Below are 13,076 nucleotides of genomic sequence, written 5' to 3'. Positions count from 1 at the left end.
AAGAGGCCTACCGCCGTAAGCGATACGCCTCATCCTGCATGCAGGGCTGCGTGTCAGCGTGAGAGCTGCCGCGGCTAAGCCTGATGCAAAATAAAAAAGGCGCACGATTACGTTGCCGTAACCATGCACCTACTTCCGTTAACAAGCGTGAATGCTTCGCTTAATTAACGCCCGTTTGCGCGAGGGTTACGTCCACTATGAAATTTGCACTGCGAGTAAAATCAATCATATGTGCTGTGCGCCGATTTCTCATGTCGTAACCCTCCCTTCCGTTCATCGAATATATGTGCCACTGTATCATTGGCCGCCAAACATTGTCAACGGGGAAATCTGAAAATGTGTCTAAAATATGTCGCTTCCCAGTTTTTTGCAACTAAATAGTCAGATGCTGCGTCAAATGATCTGTACTGGTTATGAATTTCCAAATCACGTTTGCGGGGAACACATTCGAAAGAAGTTTAGCGAGTAGAGGAGACGGAGCATGAAATCTTTGAAATGGATGTTGATCTTATCAATTTTATCACTCTTAATATTGCCAATCGCCACCACAGTACCAGGGGATGCTTTTGCGGCGGGAACGGCTAGCACAGGCACAACGTCCGTCACAAATACGGGCACGCCTGTCCCGTGTACAACGATAGACCCAGGCACGACAACAGATCCGAACACAACAACAGATCCGAACACAACAACAACAGATCCAGGAACAACAACTCCAGATCCGGGCACAACAACAACACCGGATCCAGGAACAACAACGCCAGATCCAGGCACAACACCAGTTCCGTGCATCAATGTACCCGTGCAAACGGACAGACTGGATTTGACAATCGGAAGCACGAACATGTTGCATAACGGCAGCACGTATCAATCCGCTCAGCCTGTCATTAGTCTGAACGGCAGAACGTTCCTCCCGTTTAGTTCAATCGCAGCTCGCTATGGCTACAAAATCTCGTACAATGCGAAGACGAAGGAGTCCATCGCGACAGGCACTCAGCATACGCTTGTGTTCAAGATCGGCAGCGACGTGGCGACCAGAGATGGCGTTCAGACGAAGCTCACGGGTCCAACCTTCGTATCGAAGGGATACTTGATGGTCCCGCTTCGCTCCTGGGGCGAGATGGCAGACAGCACAATTGCAGTCGTTGGCAAGCAGATTACACTGAAATGGTCGTCCATCGTTATCCCGCCGAAGCCAACAGCAGAGTTTGAGGTGCTGCCTACTGAGATCTATGCCGAGCAAACAACGGTTACCTATGTAGATCATGGGACAAATGCAACAGGACAGCCGTTTGTAGACGAGCGATGGCAGAACCGGATGGACATCTTCCCAACAGCTGGCACTTATATCGTCACAAGACAGGTTGAGGACAGCAACGGTGTCTGGAGTGATCCGTACAGCGTTACCGTAACGGTCAAGGCGCCGAACTTGCCGCCTGTCGCGGACTTCACAACAGATAAGACGCAGTACCGGATTGGCGAAAATATTACCTACACCGACATCAGCTCCGACGATGAGAATGCGATTGTCCGCAGTACGTTCACAGGCAACGACAAAGCATTTTTCGAGCCGGGCGACAAGGCCGTCATGCTGGAAGTCGAAGATAAGCATGGCATGAAGACGCAGATTACGAAGATGGTTACGATTACGAACGAAGTGCTTTACACGAAGGATGAATATGGACGGCTATTCACGGCGCCAGGCGATATTTATACGGTTGACGGCTCGGCTGCACTGACGTATGCAGCGAACAAATATACGATCCAATCGGAGCCTGCCCAGATGGTTCGGAGCAACAGCCCGGAGACGCTACTGCAGGAAGGCGTCGCGTATCATGCTCAGATGACGGGCAAAGTGCGGTTCATGTTCCATAATGTCAATAAAATCGGTTATTCCGTTACGGTTCACCTGCTCGCGACGAATATGGGCAATTCAACTGCACGAGTGAGTAAATCCGCAATCGGCATGGGCGGCCCGACAGCTTCCCCCGAGCTTGCCGGCAAGCTGTCCACATCCCGTTACCTGAGCTCGCTCGCGAGCAATCCCGAGCCGGTTTGGACGGCGATTGCACCAGGCGAGACGAGGGAGATACTGCCCGATATTGCCAAGGTACCGCTCAAACCGAATGAATCCTTCAGCTCATACGCGGACATCTTCTCCGACAAGGAGCTGCTGTACACCGTTGTCGTCACTGCCGTAGGCAAGGACCCGGTCGCGGAGTTGCCGAATTTGCCTGCTATGCCGCGAGACGGGCATGTTAGAGGGACCTTCTACAATGCAGACCGTTACATTGAAATTAACGATATTCTCGGTAATAAGCCGGAAGTGGTTAAGGTTGGCGATAAAGTCATTGACCCTTTCCTCGACGGAATTGACGAGACATCGGGAAATCTCGAGTATAACGAGGGGAATTACGGGGTGTTGTACCGCATGCATATGGCACACGTTGCTCCTCATACGCTGATCTCGCTTAATCCGCGCGGCGGGTTGTATACGGGCGCGTTTATGGTTAACGGCCAGCTCGTAACGGTGTCAACACTGAGAAACAATACGCAGGCTACCGTCCTGTACCGGACCGGAGATACAGAGGAAGCGGTCGACATCGTGTTCACCGTCGCTTCCGGAGCATATCTGCCTGTCGCGATGCTGTTCACGCAGCTGCCGCCGCTTCGCCAGTAGCATGCGTTTTAAAGTAAAGAGGCTGGAAGCCGTCATCCCAATGACGGCTCCCAGCCTCTTTGTTGTTCCATGAATGCTTAGTGCGACAGACCGTTCGCTTCGCGAACGAGGGAGAAGTACTGATCGGCGCGTACGACTTGGTATTCGGAACCAAGCGCTTTGCTCATCTCTACGACATCTGTAGGCGTCATGCTCCATGCCAACAGGCCGAGCGAGACGAAGAGCGGCGACTTGCCGTCCCAATTCGCTTTTGCAGCTGCGAGGATGTTCTTGCCATCTTGCGCGGTGCTGATGCCTTGAATCGTCGAAACCGGCAGCTTGCCCTGTTGGATCTTGACGCCGTAGTTGCCTTCCCAGCTTTGGAACAGCCCTTGTACATGCAGGTCGTTCACGTAGGAATTCGCTTTCGATTCGCTAAGCGGCACGTTCTGGCCATCCACCCGGTTCAGGACGTAAGGAATGGTCATGCCGGTCTTCTTCAAATACGCATACGACTGCTTCATGAACGTAGAGAACGTGCTCTCCGGCCATGCATCCGGGTAGAAGTAGCCTGCGCCGGATGGTCCTGCGATCAGCAAATCGTTTGCAGTTGCCGTGCGTTTGTAGTAGTCGAGCATCGCAGGCGCGCCGTCATAGAGAAGCGGGCTCGATGTCCAGTTGATCGGCACTTTGCCGCGGTTCGGATCATCCCACAGAATGCGCATCCGGTGCTGGTTGTACTGGAAGTTATCGCCTTCACTGAATGTGTAGGTGACGTAGATTTTGTTCGCGAGCTTCGGAGTTGCTGCTGGCTTCGCATTGTCCGCAACGGGTTTTGCACCGGAGAACACAGTCAAATTGCTGAACCAGTCTGCCGCGAGCACGTAGACGCTGTGATTCGACGTCACTTCGGTGCCGCTGAATTCGCCATCGACATCGTTGCTGAACCAGCCGAGGTAAGGCGAGCCTGGCTCAACGCTAGACAATATACGCTCGAACAGCGCTTTTTGCTCAGGCACGTTCGAGTCCAGCCAGACGACCATCGCTTTGTTCGCGACTGCATAATCGCGCAGATAGCCGTACGACTCACGCTGTTGCGAGGTTGCCGGCTGTTCGCTGCCAGCAGTTACTTTGTACTGGTTCCACATATCCACCGACGCAGTGAGCTGCTTCGTGCCGGCAGGAGGCGTGAACTTGTACACGAAATAGCGTCCGTTATCCGCGAAGCGATGACCGCCGCTGCCGGAAGAGAGCTGCGAGCTCTGCGGATCATAGAGGAAAGGTGCCTCGTCAGCAGTGCCCGGAATGAAGTGCGCGATTGTCTGGCCGTCAGCCTGAACCGTCACTTCATGCACAGCCGTACCCCAGCCGTCCTGTGTGAACGCGTCGTCGAAGCGCAGGTACACATCCGAGTTTCCAAGGAAGCTCGTCAGGTCGAGATCGTACACCTTGCGGTTCTTCGCATCGCGCTCTTGCGTCGTGTCTTGCGCAATCGTCTTGAACGACGGTGGAAGCGTGGAAGGCAGCTTAACGGAAGTATCCGGGCTTAGGCCGACCAGCATCCGGTGCGATGTTTGGCTCCACAGGTTCTCATACGCCCAAGTGTAGGCATCCAGACGATCCTTGAATTTGCCCCCAAGATCATCCAGCACCTTCAAATTGTAAGGAGCGGCAGTTAATTTGGCAGCCAGCTCAGGACTTGCCACGACAGCGCCTTTCAGCCCTGCCATTGTCGTTGCGACGTTGATGGAATCGGCTACTTTCGGATCATAGACGATAATGCCTTTTGCTTCATGGGCAAACTTCTTGACGATGTCCCAGTAATTGTCGCGCACCTTGTACGGCACGTCGAGGTCGTTCAGCCAAGTGAACTTGCCTTCTTCTTTATTTTCGATCAAATAAATCCGAGGCTCCGTGCGGTTCACGATCCCTTGCAGCGTAGCCATCAGAAGCTTAATATCTCCAGGCGCATCGTACACATCGGCGACTTCAAGCTGCTTCACCTTGGCGAAGGTAGGCAATTCTTGCTGCTTCGGCCACGAGATGGTGGAAGCGGACGGTTTATCACTTGCTGTCTGTTGCTGCGGATTGCCGGCAGCGGCAGATGCGCCGAGCGATAAGGATACGGTACATAGCAATGCAAGACTAATTGAGACGATTCTTCGGATCAAGTTGCACACCTCATCTTAGCGGAATTTTGCAGCTCCAATGCTCTTGCCTCGTTCGTCCACCTCCTCAGTCGGCTGAGCTTTGAGCTACAGTATATATTTAATATAATCTATATAAAATTTCAATGATTTCGACAAAGGTTATCAAGAAGTTACAGCGAAATTTATCGAGTAGTTCAATAGTATCGTGGATAAAATGGGGTTAAGTCTATTATTTTTACTGAAATTAATATATATTAAATATATACTAACCGGATGTGCGAAAATGAAGCTGCAATGATGATGATCCAGGGAGGAATGAGGCAATTGAAGAAGGCGAGGAACGAATGGACCGGCTTTCAGGAGTCACGTCCATATGGGCCGAAGTATGATTTACGGACTGATTTTGTCATGGTGTACGGGATTTCAAAAGATTTGCCGAGCCGCATTGAAGGCTGGAAGAAAGCCGGTTATACGATCCATCTCATGACTGGTGTCTCATGGGGCGAATATCAGGATTATCTGTTCGGTCGATTCGACGGGCGCGACCATTGGGATGAAGCGCAGAAGGATCGCGCGGGCAACCATTTGCTCCATGGCAAGGACGTGCCTTACATGGTGCCGACGATTTCTTTTGCCGAATATTTGGCGACATTCATTAAGAAGGCGATTGATTGCGGCGTCGAAGCGATCCACATGGAAGAACCGGAGTTCTGGGCAGCAGCGGGCTACTCGGACGCTTTCAAACGCGAATGGCTGAACTTCTATGGCGAAGAATGGATTGCGCCGCATTCATCCCCTGACGCGCAATACCGTGCATCGAAGCTGAAAGCGCAGATGTACTATCGGGCGCTGGACCGGCTGTGCAGCCAGATGAAGGAGTATGCGCTCGTGACATACGGCCGCACCGTTCGCTTCTATGTGCCGACGCACAGCCTGATTAACTATACGCAGTGGCGGATTATTAGCCCAGAGGCGCTGCTCGTGTCGATGCCGTCTTGCGATGGCTTCATAGCGCAGATTTGGACCGGTACGGCGCGGACGGCGAATGTGTATCAAGGCGTACGCCGCGAGCGGACTTTTGAGACCGCTTACCTCGAATACGGCAATATGCAGGAGCTTACACGCGGCACAGGGCGGGAAATGTGGTATTTGCACGATCCAATCGAAGACAATCCGCGCTATACGTGGAGCGATTATCGGCAGAACTACAAGTCGACCGTCGTCGCTTCTTTGCTCCACCCGGAAGTGAAGCAGTATGAGGTATGTCCGTGGCCTTGGCGCGTATTCTCGTTGGAATACCCGAGGCAGGCTGTAGACAAAGAAACGATTCCTAGCCAATATGCGACTGTGCTCTTGACGGTGATGGAAGTGCTGCGGGATATGCACAATCATGAAGAAGAGCAGGCAGGAGAGGGCTATACGTCCGGTGTTGGACTTTGCTTCGCGAACTCCGCGATGTACCAGCGGGGAGATGTTATTCCGGAAGGCGAGGAAGATACGGCTGTCTTCAAATACGACGGCACGACGACCTCCGACCTGCTCTCGCCGCCGCAGCAGGAGCTGCTCGACTTCTCGGCGTTCTACGGCATAGCGATGCCATTGGTGAAGAGCGGCATTCCGCTTCGCACGGTGCAGCTCGATAATATTCTTACATTCCCTGGCTATCTGGACGGATACCGCGTCCTGCTGCTCAGCTACGAATTTATGAAGCCAGAGCATCCAGGCATCCATCAGTCGATTGGGCAATGGGTACGAGAGGGCGGCGCGCTCATCTATATTGGCGACGGCTCGGATCCGTTCCATAGCGTAAACGAGTGGTGGAACCGTGCTGGCGCGCGCCGGACGTACGAGCGTCCGGAGGAGCATCTGTTCGAATCGCTCGGCCTTGGACGGGAGCTGGCGGAGGGCGAACATAAAGTAGGCGAAGGCGCCGTGCTGTTCCTGCGCCAGCATCCGACGGAGCTGTCCCGTTCTGCCGAGGGCGCTAAAGTGGTGCAGGATCTTGTGCGCCATGCGCTCGCGATTCGCGGCGAGGAGAGCGACTACAAGGTGAATCAGGCGCTCCAGCTTAAGCGCGGACCGTATCTGATTACCCATGTGCTTGATGCGGAGGGCGCTTCGGACAGTGGGCGTGGAAACGTGGTGCTGCAAGGATCGTTTATCGATCTATTCGAAGCCGATCTTCCGGTGCTTACGACAGTAGAGCTCGCACCGGGCGATGACAGCTTGCTGTATGATCTTGGAAGCTTGAAGCAGCAGAAAGTTGGTAGCTTGGCTAAAATAATCGTTAGCTCATCGAAGATTCGTGACGAGCAGCTGGCTGCTTCGCGCTTCTCCTTTGTATCCGAGTCTCCCTCAGATATGACGATCAGCACGCGAATCGCTGTCGCAAGCGAGCCGGTTCGAGCACTGGCAGGCGATGCGGCTGCGGAATGCGTCTATGATGCTGCATCGGGCACGGTGCTGGTTCGTTACCCTGGCGCGCCAGAGGGAATTTCTGTCGGCTTGGAATGGTAAGCTTGGTAGCGGTTTGAGGGAAAGCCGTCTTTTGACCGATTGGTCAGGAGACGGCTTTTTGATATGCGGCAGGAAGGAGTTCAGCTGGTGTTTCGCGAACATGGTTGTAAGTATGTAGGTCGTATTATCCTGTAGTGCCATTGATAAGGAGGAGTAATAGATGTGGAATCCAGACCAGTATTTGGAGTCATTCTATAATCGGGTTCAGCCAAGCGAGCGTTTTGCAGCAGAGACGTCTGAGGAATGGCAGGCGTGGAGGGATCGGCTGCGCAGCCGGTTCGTAGAGCTGCTCGGAGGTTTTCCTCATGAAGCGGCGGAGCTTGCGCCTGAGCTGCTGGAATCCGTCGATTGCGGCAGCTATACGCGGCAGCGGATCCAGCTTCAAACCTATGGCGGCATGTATATGCCGGTGTATGTGTTGATTCCGAAGTCGTATCGTGCTGGCGACGGAGCGGTTATTGCGCTGCATGGCCACGGTTATGGCAGCAAGGATATTGTCGGGTTGAATGAGGACGGCACGACGCGGACGGGCGACCCGGGGTATGAGAAGGATTTTGCCGTACAGCTTGTAGAGAAGGGCTTCCTCACGCTTGCTCCCGAGCTGCTTGGCTTCGGCAACCGCAAGCTGGCTGAGGATGCAGACAAATATAGCTCCTGCCACCGGCTATCGACGTTTCTGCTCGCGATGGGGCAGACGATGGCGGGCCATCGAGTCTATGAGACGCTTCGCTGCGTCGATTATTTGCTCACTCGCGAGGATGTCGATGCTGCGCGTATTGGCGCGATGGGCATCTCGGGCGGCGGGCTCGTTGCTTCCTTCGCAGCCGCAGTCGATGATCGTATCTCGGCTGTTGTCGTAAGCGGCTTTGCGAATACGTTTCAGGCGAGCATTCTCTCGATTTCACACTGTATCGACAACTTCGTGCCGGGGCTGTCGCTTGTGGCGGAGATGCCGGATTTGCTCGCCCTGATCGCACCGAAGCCGATGCTGCTGGAGTCGGGAACTCGCGATCCGATTTTCCCGGAGCATGCCGTTATTGAGGCATATGAGAAGCTTCAGACGGTGTATGGGCTGCTCGGAGTGGAAGAGCGAGTTGTGCTCGATCTGTTCGAGGGTGAGCACGAAATATCGGGTAAGCAGGCACTGGATTGGCTGAAGCGGGTCTGGGCTTGATTTTTCAGAGGAGGCGAATGGGATGAAAGCAATCAAATTGAGACCCTTTATTCCGTCGGGGGAAGATTACGAGCTGGCGATGCGTTTCTTTGAAGAGCTGGGCTTTGAGAAGGGGTATTCCGACAGCGGACTGAGTATCTTCCGAAGCGGCGAGCAGGAGTTTTTTCTGCAAAATTACCACAATCAGGAGATGCAGAACAATCTAATGGTGGAGCTGGAAGTCGAGGACTTGGACGACTGCTGGCAGCGGATTGAAGCGATTGCGAAGTCGGGGCTTTACCCGATTCGGGCGAAGGAGCCGATGGATTATCCATGGGGCAAACGTGAGGTTCACCTCGTTGATCCGGCCGGTGTGTGCTGGCATATCTCGCAGACGAAATAGACGGTAGAGAGGGAACGTGGAAAGTGATGGACGTGAAACCTATTGTACTGACAGGCAACCGGGTCGAGCTTGTGCCGATGAATTCCGGGCATGTTGAAGGATTGTACGAGGCCGGGAAATACCCGGAAATTTGGGAAGTCACGCAAGGTGCGATGGCAACGCTTGATGACGCAAAAGCATACGTGGAGAAAGCGCTCAGCGGACAGGGAGATGTGCGTTTTGTCATTAAAGACCGCGCAACCGGAGTTATCCTCGGCAGCACGCGGATGTTCGATATCTCCGTCGCCAACCGCAGCCTCGAGATCGGCTCAACATGGCTGACCCCATCGGTGTGGCGTACGAGTGTGAATACGGAGTGCAAATATTTGCTGCTGAAGCACTGCTTCGAAACGCTAGGCACGATCCGCGTTCAGCTGAAGACCGACCTGCGCAACATCAGATCGCAGCGGGCGATCGAGCGTCTCGGCGCGGTGAAGGAAGGCGTTCTGCGCAACCACATGATCCTGCCCAGCGGGATCATCCGCGATTCGGTCTACTACAGCATCCTCGATCGCGAATGGCCATCGGTCAAGGAGCGGCTGGAGAGCTTGATGAGCCCGCTGTAAAGTCGCTCTCCATGTACAGAAATAGCTCGCTTTTTCCAAGGACGACCTTCGAACGCCAAAGGTCGTCTTTTTTGCTATGCAAGGAAGGCTACTGTTTTTTTCCGCACAGGAGTGCTACTCTATTTTCATAGTAAAATTTGTAAGCTGTAGAAGGATACGGAGGTTCGGGGTGATCATCATGGTCCAGAAAAAGCGTACGCTGCGATATAAATTTTTTGTCGGATTCGTTATCGTCACCGTACCCCTGATTTTGTTTCTGTTCTATAACAACTATTACGCGATGAATGTTGTGCGGGAACAGGTGTCGCAGTCCAACAGTAATTTGATCTCCACGCAGGCGGCGAAGAAGGACATCGCCTTGGGCCAGACGGTCAGTTATCTGCTCAGGCAAGTGACCAACAACACCTCGTATCCGAATTTGTTAGCGCTCTCATCGTATCCGGAGGACAGCGGAGACTATTTCTTTGCCAAGCAATCCTTGCTCACTTCGTTCGACCAGGACTATGGGGCGTACAAGGAAGTCGACACGTTCTTCGTCTATCTGGATAAACCGAGCCGGCTCATATCCTCACAGCGTTCGTACTCGGAAATCGAACGTTACCATCAAGTGCTGGACGCGTACATGTCCGACAAGGAGCATCGGAAGGTGCATGAGTGGGATATCATCCAGATGCCGGATGCCAATTATTTCGTTCGCATCGAGCAGGTGGCCGACAATGCGATCTACGTCGGCGCCTTGATCAAGGCAGAGATGCTGATCGACGAGTTGAACGCGGCTCCGCTCGACTCCGGGCTAGAAGAGCTGCTCGTATCCAGTTCAGGGGTGCCGCTCACGGCCACCACGCTGACAGGCAAGGACGTCGAGAACATCGAGCACAGCTTGAAGAAGCCAGGTAACGAAGCATACCGCAAATTCAACCGCGCAAACGGCGTCGAATACTTGGCGGTCAGTGCCGCGTTCGCGCAAGCCCCGGTGCACATGATTGCCATCGTGCCTGAGAACAGCTTGTTGAAGCAGCTGTTCTACTTCCAATGGGCGATATATTTGGTTCCTGTTCTGGGCCTGGTCGTCATTTTGTTCTATTCGTTCTTCCTGAAGCGCACGCTTCTGAGGCCGATGCAAGCGCTTATGGCCGGCATGAGGCGGATCATGCACGGCGATCTCAGTGTCCGGCTGAAGGAAGGGTCGTCGTTCGAGTTCGCCTTCCTCATCGATACGTTCAATGGCATGGTCGGTCAGATCAGCCGACTCAAAATCGATATCTACGAAGGCATGCTGAAGAAGCAGGAGGCCGAGTTCAAGCATTTGCAAGCGCAGATCAATCCGCATTTCTACCTGAATTCGCTGAACATCATCTACAGCCTCTCCTCCCTTCGCAAGAATGATCTGGTCGAGAAGATGACCGAGCATCTCGCGGATTACTTCCGCTTCATTACGCGGGCACACCGTGAATTCATCACGATTTCGGAAGAAATCGACCACATCTCCAACTACTTGGAAATCCAGAAGCTGCGTTTTCCCGATAAGCTGGCTTACAAGGTGAACGTTCCAGCAAGCTATGCCGGCTACTTCTTGCCGCCGCTCACCATCCAGCCGTTTATTGAGAACGCTGTCATTCACGGCATGCCGGAGGGTGAAAGGCTTTATGTCATATCGATCGAGGTCAAACCGCCTGACGACGGCAGCGGCGGCTGCGAAATTGTCATTACCGACAACGGCCGTGGCGTTTCACCGGAGAAGCTGCGGCAGCTGCAAGCCGGCATCACCGCCGACGGCGGGGAACAGGGGGCCGGCGGGCTCGGTATTTGGAACGTCAGACGCAGGCTTGGCATGATTTACGGAGAACGGGCGGAGTTCTGCTTCTCCTCCGAAGAGCAAGAAGGCACAGTCATTCGCATTCGGTTGCCCGCGGAGCGGGATAACGAAGGAGGAGACAGCGATGTATAATTTGCTCGTCGTCGATGACGAGAAGTATGCGGTGGAAGCGATCTTGAATTGTATCGACTGGGAGTCCATCGGCGTGACCGGCTTGTTCAGCGCATACGGCGTCGGCTCGGCCAAGGAGCAGCTGAACGCGAACCCCATCGATATTATTGTGTGCGACATCGAAATGCCCGGCAGCAACGGACTGCAATTGCTCGAGTGGGTGAATGAGCATAAGCCGGGCACGATGACCATATTCATCACCGGGCATGCCAATTTTGCCTATGCGCAGCAAGCCATTCAGTTAGGCGGCTTCGATTATTTGCTGAAGCCGGTTAAGCATAAGCAGCTCGCCGAGGTCGTCTCGCGGGCATGCGAGAAGCTGCAGCAGGAGCGAGATAGGCGGGACTACTCGGAGCGCTACGAGAAATATGCTCAGCTGTGGGAAACGCAGAAGCCGCTCCTCTGGGAGAAGTTCTGGCGTGACGTGCTGGAATCGCGCGCCATGCCTACCAAGGAGCGCCTCGCGCAGGCTATCTCGGCGTACGGGCTGCCGATCACGCCGGATACACTGGTCAGGCCTATCCTGCTCAGCGTCGAAGAATTCCGCGAGGCGTTCAGCAAGCGGGACGAGGAGATTCTGGAGTACGCGCTGCTCAAGAGCGCCGAGGAGATGTTTCTGAATGCTCGCCGGGGAGCGGTCATTCGGGATTCGGGAGGCATTCAGTTCGTGCTGCTGTACGAGGATGAGCTTGCGCCGGAAGGACATGAGCTCGCGGACGTGTGCCAGGCTTATATGCGGGCGTCATCCGACTACTTCTACTGCCGCTTGTCCTGTTATATCGGCGAGCAGGCGCCTATCGGCGGCTTAGCGGAGACGTACCATGCCCTGCTCGAGATGGAGCAAAGCAACGTGGCGGCGTCGGAATCGGTGCTGTTCCTGCGGGATGTCGGCTTCGAGCGGAGCGGCCGGCGGCAGATGCAGGCGCCGACCGATATCGATTGGGCGGAATGGACCGTGCTGTTCGAGTCGGGTAAGAAAACGGAGCTGATGGAGCGGGTGAACGCGGCGTTCAAGGAGCTTGCCGCGCAGCCGGTCACGCAAGAGTCGCTGGAAGCGGTCTATTATTTGTTGCTGCACATGGTCTATCATGTTTCTCACCGCAAAGGCTGGTCGGCCAAAGAAGTAGTCGGTGCCAAGCTGCTCGGCGGCGAAGGCTCCGCCACACGGTCGCTTGCCCGGCTGAGGAGCTGGGCGGAACGGCTGCTCACGGCAGGCATGGAGTACTACAGCCAGCATGAGGGCGATCACCGCGCCAACATCGAGAAGATAAAGAAGTACATTCAGGAACATATCCGGGACGTTAACCGGGAGGATATCGCCGCGCATGTTTATTTGAATTCCGCGTATCTGTCGCGGCTGTTCAAGAAGGAGACGGGACAGTCGCTGATGGATTTCATCATTCTGGCCAAAATCAACCAAGCGAAAATATTACTGACGGAAACGCAACGAAAAATCAGCGACATCGGCGGTGCACTAGGCTACGAGAACTTCTCTTACTTTGGGAAGGTGTTCAAGAAGACGGTGGGCATTACCCCTCAAGAATATCGCAAGCGCTATCAAGGCATTGTAGGCTGAGGAGGCTGCCGCTTGCAGCCGGAATT

Annotated in this window: 8 protein-coding genes; 7 read left to right on the top strand and 1 reads right to left on the bottom strand. The window is 54.2% G+C overall.

Annotated elements, in window-relative coordinates; translation table 11 throughout:
- Window positions 1-481 precede the first annotated feature (481 nt).
- Window positions 482-2,680, top strand: coding sequence for a copper amine oxidase N-terminal domain-containing protein (locus tag AC0LWF_RS22390; protein WP_474653753.1), 2,199 nt, complete (start codon window positions 482-484; stop codon window positions 2,678-2,680).
- A 77-nt stretch (window positions 2,681-2,757) separates the two neighbouring features.
- On the opposite strand, the gene AC0LWF_RS22385 is transcribed toward AC0LWF_RS22390, so the two are convergent.
- Window positions 2,758-4,830, bottom strand: coding sequence for a GxGYxYP domain-containing protein (locus AC0LWF_RS22385; RefSeq protein ID WP_474653752.1), 2,073 nt, complete (start codon window positions 4,828-4,830; stop codon window positions 2,758-2,760).
- Window positions 4,831-5,133: 303 nt separating this feature from the next.
- Here AC0LWF_RS22385 and AC0LWF_RS22380 point away from each other — a divergent pair, with 303 nt between their 5' ends.
- The 6 genes from AC0LWF_RS22380 to AC0LWF_RS22355 all read left to right on the top strand — a co-directional run bounded on the left by AC0LWF_RS22380 (window position 5,134) and on the right by AC0LWF_RS22355 (window position 13,050).
- Entirely contained in the window at window positions 5,134-7,326 is a 2,193-nt protein-coding gene (locus tag AC0LWF_RS22380; RefSeq protein ID WP_474653751.1) for a hypothetical protein, read from the top strand.
- A 160-nt stretch (window positions 7,327-7,486) separates the two neighbouring features.
- Window positions 7,487-8,500: a dienelactone hydrolase family protein gene (locus tag AC0LWF_RS22375; RefSeq protein WP_474653750.1), complete on the top strand. Its 1,014-nt coding sequence runs from the start codon at window positions 7,487-7,489 to the stop codon at window positions 8,498-8,500.
- Between the two features lie 22 nt (window positions 8,501-8,522).
- Window positions 8,523-8,882, top strand: coding sequence for a VOC family protein (locus AC0LWF_RS22370; RefSeq protein WP_474653749.1), 360 nt, complete (start codon window positions 8,523-8,525; stop codon window positions 8,880-8,882).
- Window positions 8,883-8,908: 26 nt separating this feature from the next.
- On the top strand, window positions 8,909-9,487 hold the full coding sequence (locus AC0LWF_RS22365) for a GNAT family N-acetyltransferase (RefSeq protein ID WP_474653748.1): 579 nt from the start codon (window positions 8,909-8,911) through the stop codon (window positions 9,485-9,487).
- 178 nt (window positions 9,488-9,665) lie between these two features.
- Window positions 9,666-11,435 carry a sensor histidine kinase gene (locus AC0LWF_RS22360; protein WP_474653747.1) on the top strand — a complete coding sequence of 590 codons (1,770 nt, stop codon included), beginning with the start codon at window positions 9,666-9,668 and terminating at the stop codon, window positions 11,433-11,435.
- The gene (locus tag AC0LWF_RS22355; RefSeq protein WP_474653746.1) at window positions 11,428-13,050 is read left to right on the top strand and encodes a response regulator transcription factor; all 1,623 of its coding nucleotides are present in this window, start codon (window positions 11,428-11,430) and stop codon (window positions 13,048-13,050) included. The genes AC0LWF_RS22360 and AC0LWF_RS22355 overlap by 8 nt, the downstream gene beginning before the upstream one ends.
- Window positions 13,051-13,076 lie beyond the last annotated feature (26 nt).

It is taken from the genome of Paenibacillus sp. sgz302114, from assembly GCF_056120345.1.
The sequence above is the reverse complement of the archived record's forward strand: the minus strand, read 5'-3'. Positions and strand labels throughout refer to the sequence as shown.

Bases quoted from the DNA above. Each gene is read 5' to 3' on its own strand.
- AC0LWF_RS22390 (WP_474653753.1), top strand. From the start codon at position 482: ATGAAATCTTTGAAATGGATGTTGATCTTATCAATTTTATCACTCTTA.
- AC0LWF_RS22375 (WP_474653750.1), top strand. From the start codon at position 7,487: ATGTGGAATCCAGACCAGTATTTGGAGTCATTCTATAATCGGGTTCAG.
- AC0LWF_RS22370 (WP_474653749.1), top strand. From the start codon at position 8,523: ATGAAAGCAATCAAATTGAGACCCTTTATTCCGTCGGGGGAAGATTAC.
- AC0LWF_RS22365 (WP_474653748.1), top strand. From the start codon at position 8,909: ATGGACGTGAAACCTATTGTACTGACAGGCAACCGGGTCGAGCTTGTG.
- AC0LWF_RS22360 (WP_474653747.1), top strand. From the start codon at position 9,666: ATGGTCCAGAAAAAGCGTACGCTGCGATATAAATTTTTTGTCGGATTC.
- AC0LWF_RS22355 (WP_474653746.1), top strand. From the start codon at position 11,428: ATGTATAATTTGCTCGTCGTCGATGACGAGAAGTATGCGGTGGAAGCG.